Annotated in this window: 20 protein-coding genes, 2 tRNA genes, 1 rRNA gene and 1 other annotated feature; of the genes, 5 read left to right on the forward strand and 18 right to left on the reverse strand. The window is 57.7% G+C overall.

Annotated features, from left to right (window positions below; all coding sequences use genetic code 11):
• Positions 1-1888, reverse strand: a sequence feature (23S ribosomal RNA rRNA prediction is too short).
• Positions 1889-2124: 236 nt separating this feature from the next.
• The 9 genes from B723_RS00005 to B723_RS00045 form a co-directional block, all read right to left on the reverse strand.
• Positions 2125-2200 (reverse strand) — tRNA-Ala (locus tag B723_RS00005).
• Between the two features lie 28 nt (positions 2201-2228).
• Positions 2229-2305 (reverse strand) — tRNA-Ile (locus tag B723_RS00010).
• A gap of 82 nt (positions 2306-2387) precedes the next feature.
• A 16S ribosomal RNA gene (locus B723_RS00015) occupies positions 2388-3924 on the reverse strand.
• A 544-nt stretch (positions 3925-4468) separates the two neighbouring features.
• Entirely contained in the window at positions 4469-5089 is a 621-nt protein-coding gene (gene msrQ / locus B723_RS00020; RefSeq protein WP_017340786.1) for a protein-methionine-sulfoxide reductase heme-binding subunit MsrQ, read from the reverse strand.
• On the reverse strand, positions 5089-6102 hold the full coding sequence (gene msrP / locus B723_RS00025; RefSeq protein ID WP_017340787.1) for a protein-methionine-sulfoxide reductase catalytic subunit MsrP: 1014 nt from the start codon (positions 6100-6102) through the stop codon (positions 5089-5091). The genes msrQ and msrP overlap by 1 nt, the downstream gene beginning before the upstream one ends.
• A 58-nt stretch (positions 6103-6160) precedes the next feature.
• Positions 6161-7015 carry a CDP-diacylglycerol--serine O-phosphatidyltransferase gene (gene pssA, locus B723_RS00030; protein WP_017340788.1) on the reverse strand — a complete coding sequence of 285 codons (855 nt, stop codon included), beginning with the start codon at positions 7013-7015 and terminating at the stop codon, positions 6161-6163.
• Between the two features lie 144 nt (positions 7016-7159).
• Positions 7160-8176 carry a ketol-acid reductoisomerase gene (gene ilvC / locus B723_RS00035; RefSeq protein ID WP_007948647.1) on the reverse strand — a complete coding sequence of 339 codons (1017 nt, stop codon included), beginning with the start codon at positions 8174-8176 and terminating at the stop codon, positions 7160-7162.
• A gap of 48 nt (positions 8177-8224) precedes the next feature.
• Complete coding sequence (ilvN, locus tag B723_RS00040) at positions 8225-8716, reverse strand: acetolactate synthase small subunit (protein WP_003176102.1); 492 nt, start codon at positions 8714-8716, stop codon at positions 8225-8227.
• Positions 8717-8718: 2 nt separating this feature from the next.
• A complete protein-coding gene (locus B723_RS00045) occupies positions 8719-10443 on the reverse strand; it encodes an acetolactate synthase 3 large subunit (protein WP_031319122.1) in 1725 nt (574 codons plus the stop codon).
• Positions 10444-10844: 401 nt separating this feature from the next.
• On the opposite strand from B723_RS00045, the gene B723_RS00050 reads away from it, so the two are divergent.
• Positions 10845-11267, forward strand: coding sequence for a DUF4124 domain-containing protein (locus B723_RS00050; protein ID WP_017340790.1), 423 nt, complete (start codon positions 10845-10847; stop codon positions 11265-11267).
• Positions 11268-11306: 39 nt separating this feature from the next.
• Here B723_RS00050 and B723_RS00055 read toward each other — a convergent pair whose 3' ends face one another.
• From B723_RS00055 to mrcB, 3 genes are read right to left on the reverse strand one after another with little or no spacing between them, the layout of a single operon-like run.
• A complete protein-coding gene (locus B723_RS00055; RefSeq protein ID WP_017340791.1) occupies positions 11307-11642 on the reverse strand; it encodes a YqcC family protein in 336 nt (111 codons plus the stop codon).
• Positions 11642-12376, reverse strand: coding sequence for a tetratricopeptide repeat protein (locus B723_RS00060; protein WP_017340792.1), 735 nt, complete (start codon positions 12374-12376; stop codon positions 11642-11644). The genes B723_RS00055 and B723_RS00060 overlap by 1 nt, the downstream gene beginning before the upstream one ends.
• Before the next feature lie 16 nt (positions 12377-12392).
• Positions 12393-14717 carry a penicillin-binding protein 1B gene (gene mrcB / locus B723_RS00065; protein WP_017340793.1) on the reverse strand — a complete coding sequence of 775 codons (2325 nt, stop codon included), beginning with the start codon at positions 14715-14717 and terminating at the stop codon, positions 12393-12395.
• A 117-nt stretch (positions 14718-14834) separates the two neighbouring features.
• Between mrcB and B723_RS00070 the strand changes: the two genes are divergently transcribed.
• The 3 genes from B723_RS00070 (at position 14835) to B723_RS00080 (ending at position 17344) form a co-directional block, all read left to right on the forward strand.
• Entirely contained in the window at positions 14835-16391 is a 1557-nt protein-coding gene (locus tag B723_RS00070; protein ID WP_017340794.1) for an AAA family ATPase, read from the forward strand.
• Between the two features lie 91 nt (positions 16392-16482).
• On the forward strand, positions 16483-16827 hold the full coding sequence (locus B723_RS00075) for a pentapeptide repeat-containing protein (RefSeq protein WP_017340795.1): 345 nt from the start codon (positions 16483-16485) through the stop codon (positions 16825-16827).
• Positions 16828-17071: 244 nt separating this feature from the next.
• Positions 17072-17344, forward strand: coding sequence for a TfoX/Sxy family protein (locus B723_RS00080; protein ID WP_007971093.1), 273 nt, complete (start codon positions 17072-17074; stop codon positions 17342-17344).
• Positions 17345-17631: 287 nt separating this feature from the next.
• Here B723_RS00080 and B723_RS00085 read toward each other — a convergent pair whose 3' ends face one another.
• The 4 genes from B723_RS00085 to B723_RS00100 are packed head-to-tail and all read right to left on the reverse strand — an operon-like array spanning position 17632 to position 21177.
• Positions 17632-18483, reverse strand: coding sequence for a ChaN family lipoprotein (locus B723_RS00085; protein WP_017340796.1), 852 nt, complete (start codon positions 18481-18483; stop codon positions 17632-17634).
• 20 nt (positions 18484-18503) lie between these two features.
• Positions 18504-19271, reverse strand: a complete 768-nt coding sequence (locus B723_RS00090) for a heme ABC transporter ATP-binding protein (protein ID WP_017340797.1) — start codon at positions 19269-19271, stop codon at positions 18504-18506.
• Positions 19271-20254 (reverse strand): FecCD family ABC transporter permease, encoded by a 984-nt coding sequence (locus B723_RS00095; protein WP_193393008.1) that lies wholly within the window; start codon positions 20252-20254, stop codon positions 19271-19273. The genes B723_RS00090 and B723_RS00095 overlap by 1 nt, the downstream gene beginning before the upstream one ends.
• 50 nt (positions 20255-20304) lie before the next feature.
• A complete protein-coding gene (locus tag B723_RS00100) occupies positions 20305-21177 on the reverse strand; it encodes a heme/hemin ABC transporter substrate-binding protein (protein ID WP_017340799.1) in 873 nt (290 codons plus the stop codon).
• A 164-nt stretch (positions 21178-21341) separates the two neighbouring features.
• Here B723_RS00100 and B723_RS00105 point away from each other — a divergent pair, with 164 nt between their 5' ends.
• A complete protein-coding gene (locus tag B723_RS00105; RefSeq protein WP_017340800.1) occupies positions 21342-21659 on the forward strand; it encodes a Rieske (2Fe-2S) protein in 318 nt (105 codons plus the stop codon).
• Here the strand turns inward: B723_RS00105 and sfsA are convergent.
• Both sfsA and B723_RS00115 read right to left on the reverse strand, forming a co-directional pair.
• The gene (gene sfsA / locus B723_RS00110) at positions 21656-22369 is read right to left on the reverse strand and encodes a DNA/RNA nuclease SfsA (RefSeq protein WP_017340801.1); all 714 of its coding nucleotides are present in this window, start codon (positions 22367-22369) and stop codon (positions 21656-21658) included. The genes B723_RS00105 and sfsA overlap by 4 nt on opposite strands.
• A complete protein-coding gene (locus tag B723_RS00115; RefSeq protein ID WP_017340802.1) occupies positions 22369-23541 on the reverse strand; it encodes a pyridoxal phosphate-dependent aminotransferase in 1173 nt (390 codons plus the stop codon). The genes sfsA and B723_RS00115 overlap by 1 nt, the downstream gene beginning before the upstream one ends.
• Between the last annotated feature and the right edge of the window lie 160 nt (positions 23542-23701).

A 23701-nucleotide genomic window follows, 5' to 3' on the forward strand; every position in this document is an offset into this window, starting at 1 on the left:
TTACCGGGGCTTCGATCAAGAGCTTCGCGTTAGCTAACCCCATCAATTAACCTTCCGGCACCGGGCAGGCGTCACACCCTATACGTCCACTTTCGTGTTTGCAGAGTGCTGTGTTTTTAATAAACAGTCGCAGCGGCCTGGTATCTTCGACCGGCATGAGCTTACGGAGCAAGTCCTTCACCCTCACCGGCGCACCTTCTCCCGAAGTTACGGTGCCATTTTGCCTAGTTCCTTCACCCGAGTTCTCTCAAGCGCCTTGGTATTCTCTACCCAACCACCTGTGTCGGTTTGGGGTACGGTTCCTGGTTACCTGAAGCTTAGAAGCTTTTCTTGGAAGCATGGCATCAACCACTTCGTGTTCTAAAAGAACACTCGTCATCAGCTCTCGGCCTTAGAATCCCGGATTTACCTAAGATTCCAGCCTACCACCTTAAACTTGGACAACCAACGCCAAGCTGGCCTAGCCTTCTCCGTCCCTCCATCGCAATAACCAGAAGTACAGGAATATTAACCTGTTTTCCATCGACTACGCTTTTCAGCCTCGCCTTAGGGACCGACTAACCCTGCGTCGATTAACGTTGCGCAGGAAACCTTGGTCTTTCGGCGTGGGTGTTTTTCACACCCATTGTCGTTACTCATGTCAGCATTCGCACTTCTGATACCTCCAGCAAGCTTCTCAACTCACCTTCACAGGCTTACAGAACGCTCCTCTACCGCATCACCTAAGTGATACCCGTAGCTTCGGTGTATGGTTTGAGCCCCGTTACATCTTCCGCGCAGGCCGACTCGACTAGTGAGCTATTACGCTTTCTTTAAAGGGTGGCTGCTTCTAAGCCAACCTCCTAGCTGTCTAAGCCTTCCCACATCGTTTCCCACTTAACCATAACTTTGGGACCTTAGCTGACGGTCTGGGTTGTTTCCCTTTTCACGACGGACGTTAGCACCCGCCGTGTGTCTCCCATGCTCGGCACTTGTAGGTATTCGGAGTTTGCATCGGTTTGGTAAGTCGGGATGACCCCCTAGCCGAAACAGTGCTCTACCCCCTACAGTGATACATGAGGCGCTACCTAAATAGCTTTCGAGGAGAACCAGCTATCTCCGAGCTTGATTAGCCTTTCACTCCGATCCACAGGTCATCCGCTAACTTTTCAACGGTAGTCGGTTCGGTCCTCCAGTTAGTGTTACCCAACCTTCAACCTGCCCATGGATAGATCGCCCGGTTTCGGGTCTATTCCCAGCGACTAGACGCCCTATTAAGACTCGCTTTCGCTACGCCTCCCCTATTCGGTTAAGCTCGCCACTGAAAATAAGTCGCTGACCCATTATACAAAAGGTACGCAGTCACCCAACAAAGTGGGCTCCCACTGCTTGTACGCATACGGTTTCAGGATCTATTTCACTCCCCTCTCCGGGGTTCTTTTCGCCTTTCCCTCACGGTACTAGTTCACTATCGGTCAGTCAGTAGTATTTAGCCTTGGAGGATGGTCCCCCCATATTCAGACAAAGTTTCTCGTGCTCCGTCCTACTCGATTTCATGACTAAGAGATTTTCGCGTACAGGGCTATCACCCACTATGGCCGTACTTTCCAGAACGTTCCGCTAATCTCAAAGCCACTTAAGGGCTAGTCCCCGTTCGCTCGCCACTACTAAGGGAATCTCGGTTGATTTCTTTTCCTCAGGGTACTTAGATGTTTCAGTTCCCCTGGTTCGCTTCTTAAGCCTATGTATTCAGCTTAAGATACCTAACTTATGTTAGGTGGGTTCCCCCATTCAGACATCTCCGGATCAAAGTCTGTTTGCCGACTCCCCGAAGCTTTTCGCAGGCTACCACGTCTTTCATCGCCTCTGACTGCCAAGGCATCCACCGTATGCGCTTCTTCACTTGACCATATAACCCCAAGCAATCTGGTTATACTGTGAAGACGACATTCGCCGAAAATTCGCGATTAAACTCACAAATTTTACCTTAGCCTGATCCGTTACCAGTGAAAGTAACGTTCAGTCTATCTTTCTATCACATACCCAAATTTTTAAAGAACGATCTAGCCAAAGACTAGAAATCAACATTCACCACCATCACGATGGAATGCTCATTTCTAAGCTTTATACAATCAGAAGCAGTAGTGGTGGAGCCAAACGGGATCGAACCGTTGACTTCCTGCGTGCAAGGCAGGCGCTCTCCCAGCTGAGCTATGGCCCCGTATTGCTACAGGATCCCACACAAAAATTGGTGGGTCTGGGCAGATTCGAACTGCCGACCTCACCCTTATCAGGGGTGCGCTCTAACCAACTGAGCTACAGACCCAATTTCGGGCTGCTTCTTATCGTCTTCTTCAATGAATCAAGCAATTCGTGTGGGAACTTATGGAGCAGCTGATGTCGTCGATTAAGGAGGTGATCCAGCCGCAGGTTCCCCTACGGCTACCTTGTTACGACTTCACCCCAGTCATGAATCACACCGTGGTAACCGTCCTCCCGAAGGTTAGACTAGCTACTTCTGGTGCAACCCACTCCCATGGTGTGACGGGCGGTGTGTACAAGGCCCGGGAACGTATTCACCGCGACATTCTGATTCGCGATTACTAGCGATTCCGACTTCACGCAGTCGAGTTGCAGACTGCGATCCGGACTACGATCGGTTTTATGGGATTAGCTCCACCTCGCGGCTTGGCAACCCTCTGTACCGACCATTGTAGCACGTGTGTAGCCCAGGCCGTAAGGGCCATGATGACTTGACGTCATCCCCACCTTCCTCCGGTTTGTCACCGGCAGTCTCCTTAGAGTGCCCACCATAACGTGCTGGTAACTAAGGACAAGGGTTGCGCTCGTTACGGGACTTAACCCAACATCTCACGACACGAGCTGACGACAGCCATGCAGCACCTGTCTCAATGTTCCCGAAGGCACCAATCCATCTCTGGAAAGTTCATTGGATGTCAAGGCCTGGTAAGGTTCTTCGCGTTGCTTCGAATTAAACCACATGCTCCACCGCTTGTGCGGGCCCCCGTCAATTCATTTGAGTTTTAACCTTGCGGCCGTACTCCCCAGGCGGTCAACTTAATGCGTTAGCTGCGCCACTAAGAGCTCAAGGCTCCCAACGGCTAGTTGACATCGTTTACGGCGTGGACTACCAGGGTATCTAATCCTGTTTGCTCCCCACGCTTTCGCACCTCAGTGTCAGTATCAGTCCAGGTGGTCGCCTTCGCCACTGGTGTTCCTTCCTATATCTACGCATTTCACCGCTACACAGGAAATTCCACCACCCTCTACCATACTCTAGCTCGTCAGTTTTGAATGCAGTTCCCAGGTTGAGCCCGGGGATTTCACATCCAACTTAACGAACCACCTACGCGCGCTTTACGCCCAGTAATTCCGATTAACGCTTGCACCCTCTGTATTACCGCGGCTGCTGGCACAGAGTTAGCCGGTGCTTATTCTGTCGGTAACGTCAAGACACCAACGTATTAGGTTAATGCCCTTCCTCCCAACTTAAAGTGCTTTACAATCCGAAGACCTTCTTCACACACGCGGCATGGCTGGATCAGGCTTTCGCCCATTGTCCAATATTCCCCACTGCTGCCTCCCGTAGGAGTCTGGACCGTGTCTCAGTTCCAGTGTGACTGATCATCCTCTCAGACCAGTTACGGATCGTCGCCTTGGTGAGCCATTACCTCACCAACTAGCTAATCCGACCTAGGCTCATCTGATAGCGCAAGGCCCGAAGGTCCCCTGCTTTCTCCCGTAGGACGTATGCGGTATTAGCGTCCGTTTCCGAGCGTTATCCCCCACTACCAGGCAGATTCCTAGGCATTACTCACCCGTCCGCCGCTCTCAAGAGAAGCAAGCTTCTCTCTACCGCTCGACTTGCATGTGTTAGGCCTGCCGCCAGCGTTCAATCTGAGCCATGATCAAACTCTTCAGTTCAAACATCTTTGGGTTTTTAAGAAACCCTAAACTTGGCTCAGCAATCGTTGGTTACATCTTTGATTTCTCGCGGAGTAACTTGTGATGCTGATAATCTTGTTGACTATCAGTCTGACTCCACAAGCACCCACACGAATTGCTTGATTCAGTTGTTAAAGAGCGGTTGGTTAAGATCTTTCGTCTCAACCGAGGCGCGCATTCTACAGCGTCCTCTGTATCTGTCAAGCGGTTATTTTCAGAAGTTTTCAAAGTTTCCTTTGCAACTTCAACCACTTGCGCTTCCGATCTCTCGTTAGCGGGAGGCGAATTCTACAGCGTTGTTCGCTGCTGTCAACACCTCTTTTTCTCCGCTTTCGACCGAGAAGATCGAACCGTCAATCAAGCGACAGCACACTGCCTGACCAACTCCTTCTGGGCTTCGATGAACTGAAGCAACTCGCTGTCGAAAACTGCGTAACTCTTTGTTTACCAAGGAGTTTTCCGTTTCGACTGCGCCGGAAGTGGGGCGAATTATAGACTTCCAGAATCTGCCGTCAACTCTTAATTACGCTTTTCTTGCAGAAGATGGCTTTTTAGCGATTAGACGTGGAATTCGGCGGGTTACCGGGGGTAGGCGCAGCACTAACAGCAGCCCCCCTATTGAGGCATAAACCGCCCACTCCTTTAGATCGGCACGCACAATCCACAACATATGCAGCAATCCGAGTCCGAGAACCACATAAACCAGCCGATGCAACTTCTTCCAGCGAGATCCCAAACGCCGCTGACTGTAGCGATTAGAGGTCAACGCCAACACCAACAAACAAAGGAAGCCAAGCGCCCCGACAATAATGTAGGGACGTTTGCGCAATTCGACACCCATCTGGGACCAATCGAAACCGAGAATGAACGCCGTGTAACCGCTCAAATGCAGAACCACATAAGCGAAACACCACAAACCCAGTTGCCGACGGACAGCAATCCACCCCGCCCAACCGCTAAGTTTCTGCAAAGGCGTCATGCTCAACGTAATAAGCAGTAGCACAAGCGCCCCCAGCCCTAACCGATCAACCAGCACCTTACCCGGATCCGGCCCCAGCACATCCGCCCAGGCCTGGTAAAGCCAAAGCAACGGCCATATCGCCGCCGCGATGAAGACCGCCACTCGCCATATCGGATATCGCATCAGTAATTCTTCCGCAGATCGAGCCCTGCATATAAAGAAGCGACTTCATCCGAGTAGCCGTTGAACATTTGCGTGTCGCGCACGTTGGGCTTGAACAGACCACTCGGCAAACGCCGCTCCCGGGCCTGGGTCCAGCGCGGATGATCGACAGTAGGGTTCACGTTCGCATAAAAGCCATACTCATCCGCGGCAATGCTTTGCCAGGTGGTTTTCGGCTGTTCGCTGACGAGGCTGATCCGCACGATGGATTTGATGCTCTTGAAGCCGTATTTCCATGGCACCACCAGGCGCAAAGGCGCGCCATTCTGGTTAGGCAACTCGCGCCCATACATGCCCACCGCAAGAATCGCCAACGGGTTCATTGCCTCATCCAGACGCAGCCCTTCTACATAGGGCCAGTCGATCAAGGCAAAACCAGAGCGCTGACCCGGCATGGTCTTCGGATCCTGCAGGGTTTCGAAGCGTATGAATCTGGCTTTGGAGGTCGGCTCCACTTCCTTGAGCAGAGCCGATAGGGGAAAACCGATCCACGGGATAACCATCGACCAGGCCTCCACGCAACGAAGACGATAAATGCGCTCCTCCAGCTGGTACGGCTTCATGAAGTCTTCCAGCGCATATCGACCCGGCTTGCCGACCTCCCCATCCACCACAACGCTCCAGGGTTCGGTTTTCAGCGCGCCCGCGTTCGTCGCCGGATCACCTTTATCGGTGCCGAACTCATAGAAATTGTTGTAGTGGGTTGCATCCTTGAATGGCGTGATCGCTTCATCCTTGACGTTGACCGCCCCCCACCGGGTAGAAGGAAGTTTCTCGGCAAACCAGGAAGGCGCCTTGCCAGGCTCGACATCCGGATAGCGCACGGCATCGTCCGCGCTGACCCAGCTCGGCAAGCTGCTCACTGCCAAACCGGCGACGGCAGCACCCAGCACATTTCGACGAGATAGATAGAGGGATTCAGGCGTAACGTCCGACTCGTGGCAGTCGGACGTCTTGGGGACTTTGATCAGCATGGCAACTCCGCAGAATTGGAGAACAGATACACCAATAGACTGCGGAGTATGAGGGAAATTACGTGTTTTTGTGCCGACGAAGACGTAACAGATATTGAACCGGACCCGATGCTGCGTAGGCGAGGAAAACCAGCAGCAGGATGCGCGGCGGATCACTGAATACGACGGCGAACACCAGCACGACCGCAAGGATCGCCACAAAAGGTACGCGCCCTTTCAGGTCCAGCTCCTTGAAGCTGTTGTACTTGATGTTACTGACCATCAACATGCCGGCGGCGGCGACCATTAGCGCCACCAGGAAAGACATCTTCGAGCCCTGAATGCCGTAATCGCTGAACGCCCAGACAATCCCTGCAACCACACCCGCGGCAGCCGGACTGGCCAGGCCGATGAAGTAGCGTTTGTCCGCAGTGCCCACTTGGGTATTGAAACGCGCCAGACGCAGTGCGGCGCCAGCGACATAAATGAAGGCGACCATCCAGCCGACCTTGCCCATATCGCCCAAGGCCCAGCCAAAGGCCAGCAATGCCGGTGCGACACCGAAGGCGACCATATCGGAGAGCGAGTCGTACTCGGCACCGAAGGCACTCTGGGTATTGGTCATACGGGCAACGCGACCGTCGAGACCGTCGAGCACCATGGCGACAAAAATGGCGATCGCGGCAAACGCAAAATACTTGCTCGCACCGATTGCATCACCGGCACTCAACGCGCTCTGGGCACTCATCGAGCTGATGATGGAGTAGAACCCTGCGAACAGGTTCGCAGTGGTAAACAGATTCGGCAGAAGATAGATACCACGATGCCGGACTTTACGACCTTCAGCGTCATGCCCTTCTTCGATGTGTTCATCGATGGGCAGCAGGCTTTCGGCGTCAGAAGCCTGGTTTGGCTCTTCGGGACGTTCGCTCATGGACATTACCTTGCAACGGGGTGGAAAGTTTCGACAGGTGTCTGGGACGAGGGTTCGGCCGCAAACGATGCAGCTTTATACCAGAACCGGCCGCGCAAACGAAAAAACGCGGCCTAGGCCGCGTTTTCCGTACAAGTGCGCGACTTAGTTTTTGGCTTTGTCGACGATCTTGTTGGCACCGATCCACGGCATCATGGAGCGCAGTTGCTCGCCGATGATTTCGATACCGTGAGCGGCGTTGTTACGACGCTTGGCGGTCATCGAAGGATAGCCGGTTGCGCCTTCGCTGATGAACATCTTGGCGTATTCGCCGTCCTGAATACGTTTCAGGGCGTTGCGCATGGCCTGACGGGATTCGGCGTTGATCACTTCCGGGCCGGTCACGTATTCGCCGTATTCAGCGTTGTTGGAGATCGAGTAGTTCATGTTGGCGATACCGCCTTCGTACATGAGGTCAACGATCAGTTTCAGTTCGTGCAGGCACTCGAAGTAGGCCATTTCCGGCGCGTAGCCGGCTTCAACCAGGGTTTCGAAACCGGCCTTGACCAGTTCAACGGTACCGCCGCACAGAACGGCTTGCTCGCCGAACAGGTCGGTTTCGGTCTCGTCTTTGAAGGTAGTTTCGATGATGCCGGTGCGACCACCACCCACGCCAGCAGCGTAGGACAGTGCAACGTTTTTGGCGTTGCCGGAAGCATCCTGGTAGATAGCGATCAGGTCAGGAATACCGCCGCCTTTGACGAACTCGGAACGCACGGTGTGACCCGGTGCCTTCGGCGCGATCATGATCACGTCGAGGTCAGCGCGCGGCACAACCTGGTTGTAGTGGATCGCGAAGCCATGGGAGAAGGCCAGGGTGGCGCCTTTCTTGATGTTCGGCTCGATTTCGTTCTTGTACAGGGCAGACTGGAACTCGTCCGGGGTCAGGATCATGACCAGGTCGGCAGCTGCAACTGCGGAAGCAACGTCGGTCACTTTCAGGCCGTGGGCTTCTGCCTTGGCAACAGTGGCCGAGCCTTTACGCAGGCCGACAGTGACGTCAACGCCGGAGTCTTTCAGGTTGCACGCTTGAGCGTGGCCTTGGGAACCGTAACCGATGATGGCAACTTTCTTGCCCTGGATGATCGACAGGTCGCAGTCTTTTTCGTAATAAACTTTCATGAAATTCCCCTATATATCCAGGCCGTTCAGGCCGTTCGCTAATTTGGTTTAGATGCTGAGTACTTTGTCGCCGCGAGCAATACCGGTTACGCCGCTGCGGACGGTTTCCAGAATCGACGCGGTGCCGATGGACTGAATGAAGCTGTCGAGCTTGTCGCTGGTACCGGTCAATTGAACGGTATACACGCTAGCGCTGACATCGACGATCTGCCCACGGTAAATATCGGTGGTGCGCTTGATCTCGGCGCGCTGGGCGCCGGTGGCCTTGACCTTGACCAGCATCAGTTCGCGCTCGATGTGAGCACTTTCCGACAGGTCGACCAGTTTGACCACTTCAATCAGCTTGTTCAGGTTCTTGGTGATCTGCTCGATGACCTCATCGTGGCCCACCGTGGTCAGCGTCAGACGCGACAGAGTCGGGTCTTCGGTTGGCGCCACAGTCAGGCTTTCGATGTTGTAGTTGCGCTGCGAGAACAGGCCGACTACACGAGACAAAGCGCCGGGTTCGTTTTCCAGAAGCAAGGAAATAATATGCCGCATGATTAAGTACGCTCCGTCTTGCTCAGCCACATATCGCGCATGGAGCCGTCTTTGATCTGCATCGGGTAGACGTGCTCGCTGGTATCGACCGAAATATCGAGCACCACCAGGCGATCCTTCATGGCGAACGCTTCTTCCATCTTCGACTTCAAATCTTTCGATTCGGTGATGCGCACGCCGACGTGACCATAAGCCTCGGCCAGCTTGACGAAATCAGGCAGCGATTCCATATAGGAGTGCGAGTGACGGCTGCCGTAACTCATGTCTTGCCATTGGCGAACCATACCCAGAACACCGTTGTTCAGGATGACGATCTTGACCGGCAAACCGTACTGCAGGCAGGTCGACAACTCCTGAATGTTCATCTGGATACTGCCCTCGCCTGTCACGCAGACGACGTCGGCATCCGGGAAGCTCAACTTGATACCCATGGCCGCCGGAAAACCGAAGCCCATGGTGCCCAGGCCACCGGAGTTGATCCAGCGGTTCGGCTTGTTGAACTTGTAATACTGCGCCGCGAACATTTGGTGCTGACCCACGTCGGAGGCCACAAAGGCATCCCCCTTGGTCACTTCGCACAGGGTTTCGATCACAGTCTGCGGCTTGATGATGCTGCCGTCGCCCTTGTCGTAAGGGAACAGGCCGCGATCACCGCGCCATTCATCAACCTGCTTCCACCAGCTCGCAACGGACTCCTTGTTCGGGGTCTCGCCGATTTCCTTGAGGATCGCGACCATTTCGGTCAGGACGCTCTCGACCGGACCGACGATAGGTACGTCGGCCTTGATGGTCTTGGAGATCGAAGCCGGATCGATGTCGATGTGAATGATCTTGGCGTTCGGACAGAACTTCGACGCGCCGTTGATCACGCGATCGTCGAAACGTGCGCCGACTGCGAGGATCACGTCAGCATGGTGCATCGCCAGGTTAGCGGTGTAGCTGCCGTGCATGCCGAGCATGCCGATGAACTGACGGTCGGTGCCAGGGTAGGCACCCAGCCCCATCAGGGTATTGGTCACTGGCAGGTTGAGCATCTTCGCCAATTCGGTCAGCGGCGCGGAGCCACCACCGAGAATCACGCCACCGCCGGCGTACATCACCGGACGCTTGGCCGCCAGGAGCATTTCGGCTGCCTTGCGGATTTGCCCGGAGTGACCGCGAACGGCCGGGCTGTAGGAACGCAGCTTGGCTTTTTTCGGGAAGATGTATTCGTACTTCTCGGCCGGGTTGGTCATGTCTTTCGGGATATCGACAACGACCGGACCAGGACGACCGGATTGCGCCAGGTAGAACGCCTTCTTCATGACTTCCGGGATTTCCGAGGCGTGCTTGATCATGAAGCTGTGCTTCACGATCGGCCGGGAGATACCGATCATGTCGGTTTCCTGGAACGCATCGGTGCCTACCATGGTGCTAGGCACCTGGCCGGAAATGACCACCATCGGAATGGAGTCCATATACGCGGTGGCAATACCGGTGATGGCGTTTGTTGCGCCCGGGCCGGAGGTCACCAGTACCACGCCGGCTTTACCGGTGGCACGGGCATAGCCGTCAGCCATATGGGTCGCAGCCTGCTCGTGACGAACCAGGATGTGTGTCACTTCCGGTTCTTTGAACAGGGCATCGTAGACATGAAGAAGAGCACCACCCGGGTACCCGTAGATATATTTGACGCCTTCGTCACGCAAAAAGCGGACGAGCATCTCACCGCCAGATAAAAGCTCCACGTTGTTCACCTCTAAAACGCCAGAATACCGTCCACATCAAAGGCGGACGGGTCTTAATAGGTTTACTTCTCGGCAGAGCATGAGCGACGGTGGTCGCCGACTACGTCAGCACTGACTGAGCAAGTATTGGGATCGTCCCAAGTGTTGCGGGCCTTTCCCACCCAGCGCGAGGTAACGCGTTGCGGGTGTAACAGGTCGGCGCGGGTGTGCGCCTCATGATCTGCCGAGTGGGTCTGCTTCTGGCAGTCCCTCTACAGCGGACTTTGGATTCTTCTGTTTCGTCCCCTGCAAGTCAAGTCGTCAATGTGCTTTATTGAACTAAGCACATGAGAAAGCAAGAAAAAACCGCGAAACAGCAACTGTGTTAGCTTCGATTGCGCAACTCAATACAAGGAAATGGCATGCGAACGTTTTTCCTGGCCGCCAGCCTGCTGATCGGCATCTGCCCTGTGTCCATGGCGGCCCAGATATACAAATGGGTCGATGAGCAGGGCGTTACCCACTTCGATGCGCAACCGCCCCAGGGCCGGGAAGCCGCGACCGTGGTCACGCCCTCACCCTCTGCGGGCAAGCCGGCTACGCTGCCACGCAGTAACGCCATCGGTGATCAACAAGCCGTCGACAAGACAGTGAAAAAACAGGTCGCCGAGCAGCAAGCCCAACTGAAGGTGTTCTGTGAGCAGGCTCGGACGAACCTGGCGCAACTGCAGAACAATCCGCGACTGCGGGAGGATGTCGACGGTGAGATGCGCCGCCTGACTGACGAACAACGTCAGGAGCGCACCGCAGAAGCGCAGAGACAGATCGCCGAGAACTGCCAGTAACGCCTGTAGGAGCAGAAGCTCGTCCCTACAAAGAACGGGTCAGCGAGAGGCGGTAATCAACAGGTCGAACTCTTTGAGCAGTACCTGCAACTGCCGATCCCTGCCCTGAACATTGCGCGCGGCGAAGACCATTTCGGCCATCTCCTGAATGCCAGAAGCATTGGGCAGCGGTAAATCCTGCTCCAGGATTGTTTTCATGCGAGGCAGGAAAATCCATTGCAGCCACTGCTCGAAATCCAACGTATCGACCGAGAACGGCTCGACGCTGGACAGCGCCTCAGCGGAAGGCGAGACATCGCCCCACCACCCCTGAACGCGCAGCTCGCGCTCGATCAATAGCAACTGCTCGGCAATCTTGGGAAAGCGTGCGTCCATCACGACGAAACCTTGGCCTTTTGACGGGCCAGTGATGCGCCTGCGGAATCACCCTGTTTCTCACGAGCCTGCGCAATCAGTTCCCACAGGCTGGCCTGAAGCGCCGGACGACCATTGGCGAACGTCAGACCGCGACGGGCGAACTGTTCGGCTTGTGCCGCATCGCCTTGCGCCATGCGGACCTGAGCCAGACGATAAAGCACTTGCGGCTCACGCGGCGCGACACGCTGGGCGCGTTCGAGACTGGAAGAGGCACCGTTGAGGTCGCCACCGGCCTGTTGCTGCTGAGCGGTGGTCAGCAATGCCAGCACCGGGCCGTCCAGCTGTTCGTCGGCAGACAGGCCACCGGCGCTCGACGAAGGAATCCCGCTCGGTGTCGACGGCATGCTGTAGCTGCCCTGATTGATCGGCGCCGACTGAACCGGCGAGGTGTCGATCGGACCCGAGGTCATCGGGCCAGGCGTAATCGGCGAGGTGCTGATCGGTGCCGACGCCACTGCTCCGCCACCCGGCACCATGACCACGACGCCAGTGTCGCCTTGCGGAATCGCTTGCGTCTGGGCTTGCACAGGACGCTTGGTCGTCGTCTGACGAAATCCGCCATTTGCCGAAACCCGTTCACTGTTGGAAACGGCGCTGCCGGCATCCACAACCGGAATCGAACCGCGCTGTACGCTTGAGCAACCGCTGAGCAAAGCCACGGCGGTCACCGCTGGAATCAACCACTTGTTCACTTGAAACCCTCTTTGCTTAATTCATCCAGCCCTTGACCCAATCCATCACCGTTTCACCGTTAACAGGGCTTTCGCCACTGCACGCGGCGCCGGGAGGCGGTTCGCTGCCGCGAATATACGGCATCTGCACGGCGCCTGGGCAGTTGGCATCAGAGCCTTGCCCGGTATGTGAATCGACCCAGGCCTGAACCACATTATCCGGCTGCGGCATATCCAGCGGCAACGGATCGGCCTTGCGCATGAAACTGGTCCAGACCTGCAACGCACCGGTGGCACCGGTAAACGGTGTCTTGCCGTTGTCGTCGCGCCCCAACCACACCACCGCCAGCAAGTCCTGACTGAAACCGGCGAACCAGCTGTCTCGCGAATCGTTACTGGTACCGGTCTTGCCGGCCAGCGTCAGGGTTTTCGGCAACACGTTGTAAACCGAACTGCCGGTGCCTTCACGCATGACCCGCTGCATGGCGCTCTGGATCAGGTATATAGAAGCCGGATCGAAACGCTGCTGAATCTGGAACGGATACCGCTTGAGCGGCTCGCCTTCGGCCGTCAGTACGCTACGGATCCCGCGCATCGGCGTATTGAACCCACCGTTGGCGAGGGTTTGGTACATGGTCGCCACTTCGATCGGCGTCATGCCGCCAGCGCCCAGCAGCATCGACGGAAATGCCGGAAACTCACGACTCACACCCAGGCGAGCCACCGTCTTCAAGACATTCGGCACGCCCACCGCCAACCCCAGACGCGCGGTCGACAAATTGTAGGAATGTGCCAGGCCTTGATAAAGGAAAACCGTGCCATGGGAACGGCGGTCATAGTTCTGCGGTTTCCAGACCTGACCGTCCGCGCCTTTGACCGAGAAGGATTCGTCCGACAGCCAGCTGGTCAACGTGTACTGGGTCGGTTTCTCAAGGGCTGTCAGATAGACCGCCGGCTTGATCAGCGAGCCGATCGGTCGGACAGCATCCAGCGCCCGGTTGAAACCGGCGAAGCTCGCCTGACGACTGCCGATCATGGCCTGGACTTCGCCGGTCTCCGGGTTGGTCACGACCATCGCCGCTTCAACGTCATCGGAGCCTTTACGCCCGGACAAGCGCTTGAACGTATCGTTGACCGACGCTTCGGCTTTCATCTGCAAAATAGGATCGAAACTGGTGAAGATCCGCAGGCCTTCTTCGGTCAAGTCTTCATCGCGATAGTCTTCGCGCAGCTGACGTTTAACCAGATCGATAAAACCGGGGAACGAACTGTCGGCCAGTTTGCCGCGTGTCGTCACGCCCAACGGCATTTTCTTCGCCGCAGCGACCTGTTCGGCGGTGGCGACGCCTTGCTGCTCAAGTACGTCGAGCACCAAGTTGCGCCGCTCGAGCGCCCGCTCCGGATTGCGACGCGGGTTGTAATAGGACGGCCCCTTGACCATGCCTACCAGCATCGCAACTTGATGCAGTTTCAACTCGGACAACGGCTGCCCGAAGAAGAACTGGCTGGCCAGACCGAAACCGTGCACCGCGCGCTGACCATCCTGACCGACGAACACTTCATTGAGGTAAGCCTCAAGAATTTCCCGTTTGTCGTAATGCAGCTCAAGCAGCATTGCCATCATGGCTTCGGTGAGTTTGCGGGTCAGGCTGCGTTCGCTGGTCAGGTAGAAGTTCTTGACCAACTGTTGCGTCAGGGTACTGCCGCCCTGGGTCATCTTGCCGCCCGAGGTGTTGACCCAGATGGCGCGGGCAATCGACTTCGGCGACACGCCCCAATGGCTATAGAAGTCCCGATCCTCCACGGCAATCAGGGTTTCCAGCAAATACGGCGGCACCTGATCGATCTTGATCAGAATGCGGTCTTCGAGATTCTTCGGGTAAATCCCGCCGATCAGCAGCGGTTCCAGCCGCACGACAGAAAGCTTCGAACCGTTGGTCGCCGAGAGTTCGGCCACGTAGTCGCCGGAGAATCGCACGCGCACGGGCTGCGCTTTCTCCAGACCTTCATAGAACTGGAAACCACGGGTATTCAAGTCGACGGTGTTGCCGTTGACTGACGCAGCGCCGGGGCCGTTGCTCACACTTTCGCGGCGATAGCCCAAGGCGTCGAGTTCGGTGAGGAAGTCTTCCTTGCTCAGCTTCTGGCCGGTGAACAGCTCAAGCGGGCGCGCATACACCTTGGCCGGGATGGTCCAGCGCTTGCCGGAGAACTTCTCCTGGACAATAGCGTCGAGGTAAACCGCGAATCCGGCGAGCACCACGAGGCCGACCAGACTGAGTTTAAGGGCCCAGCCCAGCCAAGGGCTCAGGCCCCTGGAAGGTGGTTTTTTGGGGGTGCGGGGGGATCGAGTACGAGTCATGGCGCCGGATTATACGCACTTTATTCATACTCAACAGGAGCCCTCCGAGGTTTGCGTCGGGCGGACTTGCGGCCATAATGGCGACCGTGAATTTTCCCAGACTCTGAAGGAACACCTGTGAGCCAGTCCCTGATCGCCGCCCTGCAAAACCCGGCCCTTTACCCGCATCCGGTAGACGGGTTCCAGGTCATCGAAACCCACATCTCCTGGGTAATTCTCACAGGCCCGTTTGCCTATAAAGTGAAGAAGCCGGTCAATTTCGGCTTCCTCGACTTCACCAGCCTTGAGGCTCGCGAGCATTTCTGCGGCGAAGAGCTGCGCCTGAATCAGCGTCTGACCAGTGATTTGTACCTCGAAGTGTTGCCGATTACCGGCAGTGCCGAAGCACCACAACTGGGCGGCGAAGGCCCGGTCATCGAATATGCGCTGAAGATGCGTCAGTTCCCACAGAGCCAACTGCTCAGCACCCTGCAAGCCAATGGCGAATTGACCACCGCGCACATCGACGAGATGGCCGCACAGATTGCGCAATTCCACCTCACCGCACCAAAAGTACCTGCGGAACACGAAGCCGGCACGCCAGACAGCGTCATGGCGCCGGTGCGGCAGAACTTCGAACAGATCCGCCCGTTCCTGAGCGACAAGGCCGACCTGCTGCAACTCGACGCCCTGCAAGCCTGGGCCGAAAGCAGCTTCGAACGCCTCAAGCCGCTGTTCGCCCAACGCAAGGCCGAAGGTTTCATCCGCGAGTGCCACGGCGACATCCACCTGGGTAACGCCACCGTGATCGATGGCAAGGTCGTGATCTTCGACTGCATCGAATTCAACGAACCGTTCCGTTTCACCGACGTCTATGCCGACACCGGTTTCCTGGCGATGGACCTTGAAGACCGCGGACTGAAAAGCCTGGCCCGTCGCTTCATCAGCCAATACCTGGAGCTGACCGGCGATTACCAGGGCCTGGAGCTGCTGAACTTCTATAAAGCCTACCGCGCACTGGTTCGCGCCAAGGTCAGCCTGTTCAGCATGCCGGCCGAAGCCGACCCGGTGCAGCGCGCCACCACCCTGCGCCAGTACCGCAACTACGCCAACCTGGCGGAAAGCTACAGCACCATTCCTTCGCGCTTCATGGCCATTACGCACGGCGTTTCGGCTGTCGGCAAAAGCCATGTGGCCATGCGACTGGTGGAAGCGCTGGGCGCGATCCGCCTGCGCTCCGATGTAGAACGCAAACGCCTGTTCGGCGAGCAAACCGTCGCGAACGATCCGCAGGCCGGCATTTATAGCGCAGACGCCAGCGCCGCGACCTACACCCGTCTGCATGAAATCGCCGCCGTGATCCTGCGAGCCGGCTTCCCGGTGGTGGTCGATGCCACTTACCTCAAGCGCGATCAGCGTGATGGCGCGGCCAGAATTGCCGAAGCCACCGGGGCGCCGTTCCTGATCCTTGACTGCAACGCGCCACAGGCGGTGATCGAAAGCTGGCTGGCCTTGCGTCAGGCAGACAAAAAGGATCCGTCCGACGCCAACCTGGCTGTGATCGCAGCCCAGCAAGCCAGTCGTGAAGCCCTGACGCCAGAAGAAATCCTCTGCAGCAAGCGCGTTCAGACCAATGAAGCCGGAACCCTTGACACCGTCGTTGCGCAAATTCGCCAACGCTTGCCAGGGCTGTAAGAAAGTATTTCAGCCGTGGAGCCTTCGCCGGCTTCACGGCTGTCAAATAGTGGCACTATACTGGCGTCATAAAACCAACAGGTGATGTGACATGAACCAGCCCAAACTTCTCGACACCCCGCTTTATGCCTTGCTGCACAAAGACGACATCACAGGTTTCAACAACGAACGTCCAAAAGACGGGCCTATCGACATGGTCGGTGGTGATTTCCGAGGCCTGGACCTGCGAGAGCTGAACGCCGACGGCGTCGACTTTACCGATGCCTATTTCCGCTCCGCCGACTTGCGCGGCATCGACTTCACTCACTCCAAGCTGGAAGGGGCCAGCCTGGCCCATGCACAGATTTCCGGCGCCTACTTTCCGCCAGAACTGAGTGCCGACGAAATCTTGATGTCGATGAATTTCGGCACTCGCCTGCGTTATCGCACCCGTTAAAAACGACCGATAACTGACATGTCCAGCGCCCCCGCCTTGCGCTGGACTGTGGGCATTTTCGGCTTGAGAACCTGACACCCTCCTGCCTGTTCCTATCGTGTTCGCGTACTTTTACGCCGCTCATCAATCTTGCCTCTTAGAAGCATTTGCTCCGAAACCGACCAAACAATCACGCTTTTCCTACTGATGGCTACACTCCTCAGAAGCTTGCCCACGCACCGTTCGGCCGTCGCAAGGAGGCTTGATGAATGATGAACTGCAGCACCTGAAGAATCTTGGCAAGACGTCGGCGCAATGGCTGCATGCCGTGGGCATCCACAGCGCCTCGGACTTGCGTCGCCTGGGAGCGGTGGACGCTTATCGGGCCGTGCGCACACGCGGGTTTCGGGCATCCAAGGTGTTGTTGTATGCGATCGAAGGCGCTTTGATGGACGTGCACTGGAACGACATTCCCGCCGAGCGCAAGGAAGCCTTGAATAAACAGCTGGAAGCTATCTCGTCACGCCACAAGAATTGAACGGGCGCAGCGTGTGCTTGCGGAACAAGCAAGTTACGCAGCCAGGCACACCCTGAAACCCAATGTTTACGGGGCTTTTCGGCGACCGAAAGGTGAATTTCAGATAAATGAAGAATCAGCGGTTGACTTGGTAATGAGAATCGCTATGATTATCACAACTGGTCGCGAGACTGGTCGATATTTGAAAAGCCCTTGGTTCGGACTCTCAGATATCTCCTCATCAGGCTAATCACGGTTATTTGACCCGGCTCTTGCCGGGTCTTTTTTTTCCTGTGGAAAAGTGCCTGTTACTTGCCGAACTGCTTGCGCATGTCTGCACAGTAATCCGGTGCCGGCGTGGCAGGTGTGTACCAGACGTAATCGGCCATCGCCGCCGTGACCTCACTGCCCTGTTGCGCCAGCATCAATACCGTTGGCGCTTCGGGCGCGCCCAGATCAAGCGTGTGAATCGGGACACCCACGTCTTTGCGCGCGTGATAAGCGCCGGCAAACAGCAGCGCGGGCGTGGGTGCCGCCAGCAGCCGCTCAGCCATGCGTCGATCACGTTGTTGCTGGACCGCGAGCATCGCCGGCATCTGCGAGGTGGGCAGCAAGCCACAATGAGACTCGCTGATCTGGGCCAATAACTCAGCCTTCACCGGTGCGGCATGGGAACGAGCACCACTCAATATCGGCGGATGGGCGTAGAAAGCACGCACCTCGACGATGTCCAGATTGGCGGCCAGCAGTGGGTACGGTTGGGTCAGGGCGAAACGGACGATCGGGCCGTAGAGATTCCAGTCCCAGCCAGGTTGCCAGGCCAATGCATCGGGCAAATCGATGGGCAGCGTCGAGGCATGACGAGCATCATCGACGCGCGGCTGTTGGTCCGGCGTGAGCATTTCCAACAGCAGACTGCCTTGCGGGCGTTGCTCTCCAAGCACCTGCAATAACCAGCGCTGCAACTCATGGTGATCGCGATTGTCATGCTGTTCACCCACGATCAATCGCGAAGGCTCGGCCAGTCGCAGCACCAGTTCCTGTGCCGTCAGCGCCTGGCCGGTGCGCAGGTCGCGGATTTCGCCGACGACCGGTGGCGGCGTCGAAACATGCTGGCAAGCACTGAGTACCAACACAGCCAGAATCACCATGACGCGCATGCACTCACTCCCATCCTGTATCAGCGGGCGATGATCAGCGGATGCCCGCGCTCCGGGTGCTGTTGCACCAGCACTTCCAGCCCGAACACCGCCTTGAGCGGCTCAGGGCGCAACACCTGCTCGGGAGTATCAAGTGCCACCGGGCGTCCGCCTTCGAGCAGTAACAGGCGATCACAATAGCGCGCCGCCAGGTTCAGATCATGCAGGATCACCAGCACCGCCGCACCGCGATCAGCGAACTCGCGCACCGCTTGCAGCGTAGTGTGCTGATGCAGCGGATCAAGCATCGAAGTCGGTTCATCGAGCAACAGCGTTTGCCCCGCTTCACCCGGCCAGAGTTGCGCCAGCACCCGCGCCAGATGCACCCGCTGACGTTCGCCGCCGGACAATGCCAGATAGCTGCGACCACTCAGATGCCCGGCATCGGCGGCCTGCAACGCAGCGGCGACGATTTCGTCGTCCCGGACCCGGCCGCTCTGATGCGGCAAACGCCCCATACCGACGACCTCCTCGACGCGAAAAGCGAAGTCCAGGGTCGAGACTTGCGGCAACACCGCCAGACGCTGGGCTCGCTGGGCGCCGGTCCAGTCACGCAACTCGCGTTCATCGAGCCATACGCGGCCCTGATTCGCCGACAACTCACCACACAAGGCACCCAGCAGCGTACTTTTGCCGGCACCGTTAGGCCCCAGTACACCGAGGACTTCCCCCGGATTGAGTTCAAGTGTGATGTCCGTCAGGACGATCTTGCGTCCCCGGAGGATTTGCAGATCTTGCGTTCGCAACATCAGGCACGCCCTCGGAGCAGTAAATAGAGGAAGAACGGAGCGCCGATGAACGCGGTGACAATGCCGATCGGAAGTTCGGCGGGTGCCAGCGCCAGTCGCGCCAGCAGATCGGCGAACAACAGGAGACTGGCGCCCGCCAGCACCGAGGCCGGCAACAACACCCGATGATCGGGACCGGCCAGCAGGCGCACCAAATGCGGCACCACCAACCCGACAAACCCGATCATCCCCGCTGCCGCCACTGCCGCCCCGACACCCAGCGCCGTGCAGAACACCAATTCGCGCTTGAGCCTTTCGACGTCGATCCCCAGGTGACCGGCCTCCGACTCTCCCAGCAACAACGCATTCAGGGCCTTGGCCCGACGCGGCAACCACAGCGCCACGCCGACACTGATCAGCAATAATGGCCAAAGTCGCGAATAGCTGGCGCCATTGAGACTGCCCAGGTTCCAGAAGGTCAGCGTGCGCAGGGTCGCATCGTCGGCCAGATAGGTGAACAGTCCCACTGCCGAGCCCGCCAGCGCCGTCAATGCGATACCCGCCAGGAGCATCGTCGCGACATTGGTTTGCCCATTACGCCGGCCCAGTCGATACACCAACGCGGTCACCCCAAGGCCACCCAGAAACGCGCATAGCGATAACAGATAAGGTCCGAGGGATTCCGGCAAACCGCCAAAAACGGAACCGCCGACAATCGCAATCGCCGCGCCCAATGCCGCACCACTGGAAACACCCACCAGGCCCGGATCGGCCAGCGGATTGCGAAACAATCCCTGCATCGCCACGCCCGACAACGCCAACACACCGCCTACCGCCAGCCCCAGCAAGGTACGCGGCAGGCGAATTTGCCCGAGGATCAGTTCGGCCTGCTCCAGCCCGTCGGGCGCAATGGGCAAGCCGATCATGCGCAACGCCGCACGCAAGGTATCGAGCAGCGGCAGGCTCACCGGCCCTAACGCCAATGACAGCCAGATCGCCAGCAAACACAGGAGGCTCAGGCCAATGAACAGCGTTCGGGGTTTTACCAGAACGGTCATTGGGCTGCCGTGCCCGGATAGAAACCGTCACTGACCTTTTTCAACGCATCGGGCAACCGCGGGCCGAGCCCACCCACCAGCAGCGTCGGATCAAGCTCCGTGACACGCCCGTCCCGGGCGGCGCGGGTCGAGGACAGAATCGGGTTTTCCTTGAACAACGCTGCACGCGCTGCGTCGCCGCTCAGTGCGCGGTCGGCAAATACCAGCACCTGTGGGTCCAGACTGATCAAGGATTCATTGGAAAAAGGTTTGTAACCGGTGTGCGTCGCCAGATTGTGCCCGCCGGCCTTCTGGATCAACCAATCGGCAGCGGTGTCCTTGCCGGCGATCAGCGGTTTGCCGCCCGCGTGACCGAGCAGCACCAGTACGCCAGGTGAAGGTTGTGTCAACTGCGCGTGGGTGACCCGAATCCTTTGCTGATCGAGTTGCTGTTGATAAGCCTCGAACAATTGCGCAGCCTTGTCTTCTGCACCGAGCAACTTGCCCAACTGCCGCAAGTTACCCTGCAACGTCGGCAGATCCGGCCGGGCCGAGAACAGTTCGACCTGCACGCCCGCCGTACGAATCTGCGACAGCACCGGCGGTGGGCCCATTTCTTCGGTGCCGACCAGAATTTGCGGGCGTAAGCTCAGGATGCCTTCTGCGGACAACTGCCGCTGATAGCCGATGCTGGGCAACGCCTTGAGGGATTCCGGATGCTGGCTGGTGGTATCGACACCCACCAGTTTCGATTCGCCGCCCAGCGCACTGACCCACTCCGACAAGGCCCCGCCGGCGCTGACCCAGCGTTGTGGCAACTCGGCCGCCGCGGCATGGTGACTGACGAGGAGTCCGACACACAGCGCGGCAACGCGGGTACTCAGGCGCATAAACAGCTTCCTTTAAAGGTTTTCCCGGGCATTGAAGTGACAGGCCAAGTATCCTCGGCATCCGCACCTGCGCCTGATGGGCAAGGCGCCATTTGATAATTGTTTGCATTTGAACGTCAAGCTCGGACATATCCGGTCACGAGCCGACGGAGTTGAGGATAGACATGAAGTTTCTTTGCGCAGGCTCTGAGCTGGCCGAGTCCGGCAGCCGCGGTTTCGACCTAGACGGCCAGAAACTCTTTGCCGTGCGCCGGGCCGGTCAGGTCTACGTCTACATCAACCGCTGCCCACACCGTGGCGTCGGGCTGGAATGGATACCCGACCAGTTTCTTGACCCCAGCAACAGCCTGATCCAGTGCGCCACTCACGGCGCACTGTTCTTGATCGAAGACGGCGAGTGCGTCTCCGGCCCGTGTGCCGGGAAATCCCTGACCACCATTGCAAGCCGCGAAGACGATCAAGGCGTCTGGATCAATCTTTAACCGCCGAACACCACCTCCAGACGCCGGTCGACCACCATTTCTTCGTGGGTCAGGCGCACGCCGTAAGCCAACACCTCGACCCCGCACGACACCGCTTCCCGCAAAGCGGCCGCATAGGCCGAATCGATTTCGTCTGCAGGACGCACGGCATCGATGCCGGTGAGGTTCACGCAATACAACTGCACCGCGCGAATCCCGTCCCGGGCCAAATGGGCCAACTCCCGTAAATGCTTGGCGCCACGCTGGGTGACCGCATCGGGAAACGCCGCGACCGATGAGCCATCGAACCCCAGCGTGACGCTTTTGACTTCCACATACGCCGGCCCGCACGGGTAATCGAGTCGAAAGTCGATGCGACTGCTTTCCTGACCGTAGGCCACTTCACGCTTCAGTTCGGTGAAACCGTTAAGTTCGGTGATGACGCCAGCCCTGAGCGCCTCTTCGATCAAACCGTTGGCTCGTCCGGTGTTCACGCAAAACAGCCGCCCCTGAGGGGTTTCGCCGACTTCCCAGGTGCCCGGCAATTTGCGCTTGGGGTCATTGGAACGACTGAACCACACCTGCCCGCCCTCGACCTGGCAATTGAGCATCGAGCCGGTGTTCGGGCAGTGAATGGTCAACAACTCGCCGTGAACGGTTTCGATATCGGCGAGAAAACGCTTGTAACGTCGAATCAGCCGGCCTTCTTCGAGGGGAGGATGAAAGCGCATCAGCCTTGCCAGCTCTTCAAGCCGCGAGCGATGCGTTCAACCGCTTCCTGCAAGCGCGGGAGACTTTGGGTGTAGGCAAACCGAACGTGATGACCGGCCTGATAACGCCCGAAGTCGAGCCCCGGTGTGATCGCCACGTGCTCCGTTTCGAGAAAATGTCGGCAGAAGGCGAAGGCATCGCCACCGAACTGGCTGATATCGGCGTACAAATAGAACGCCCCTTCCGGCTCGACGGCGATACCGAAACCCAGCTCCCGCAAGGCGGGCAAAAGGAAATCACGGCGACGGCCGAATTCGGCGCGGCGTTCTTCCAGAATGGCGATGGTCGCGGGTTCAAAGCAGGCCAGTGCCGCGTGCTGGGCCATGCTTGGGGCACTGATGTAAAGGTTCTGCGCAAGCTTTTCCAGCTCACCGACCGCCGCTTCGGGCGCCACCAGCCAGCCGAGCCGCCAGCCGGTCATGCCGAAATACTTTGAAAAACTATTGAGCACGAAGGCGTTGTCGTCGACTTCCAGCACACTGGCCGCGTCGGTGCCGTAAGTCAGGCCGTGATAGATCTCGTCCACCACCAGATGGCCGTGGCGTGCCTTGATCGCGGTCGACAGCCCCGCCAGTTCGTCGCGGGTCAGAATTGTCCCGGTCGGGTTAGCCGGCGACGCCACCAAAGCGCCAACGCTGTCGTGATCCCAATGACGATCGATCAAGTCCGGTGTCAGTTGATAGCGCACGTCCGGCCCCACAGGCACCAGCTGCGCAGCGCCTTCCACCAACCGCAGGAAATGCCGGTTGCACGGGTAACCCGGGTCCGCCAGCAGCCAGTGTTTGCCCGGATCCACCAGCAAGGCGCTGGCCAGCAGCAACGCGCCGGAACCGCCGGGCGTGATGAGGATTCGCTGTGGGTCGATGTTCAAACCGTAACGCTGTTGATAAAAGCCTGAAATCGCTTCACGCAGCTCGGGGATGCCACGGGCGGCGGTGTAACGGGTCTTCCCCGCCGTCAGTGCAGCCTGGCCGGCCTGGATGATCGGCTCGGCGGTGGTGAAGTCCGGCTCGCCGATTTCCAGGTGGATCACGTCGTGACCGGCGGCTTGCAGCTCATTGGCCCGCGCCAGCAGCGCCATGACATGGAACGGTTCGATTGCGCGACTGCGGGCACTGTAGGACTGAGCCATTAGCCTTCCTTCAACGGGAAAAAAAAACCGATTCTACCCAAGCGCAGGAACGAGCGAGAACCTAAAGCGGTCAGACGCGTTAAGACCCTGGCCACAAACGACTCATGCGAGTGCGCAAGGTTTGACTAAAATCATTAATTGATCAGGTCTCCAGCACCAC

The sequence above is a fragment of the Pseudomonas fluorescens NCIMB 11764 genome (assembly GCF_000293885.2).
GTDB classification, from domain to species: Bacteria; Pseudomonadota; Gammaproteobacteria; order Pseudomonadales; family Pseudomonadaceae; genus Aquipseudomonas; species Aquipseudomonas fluorescens_B.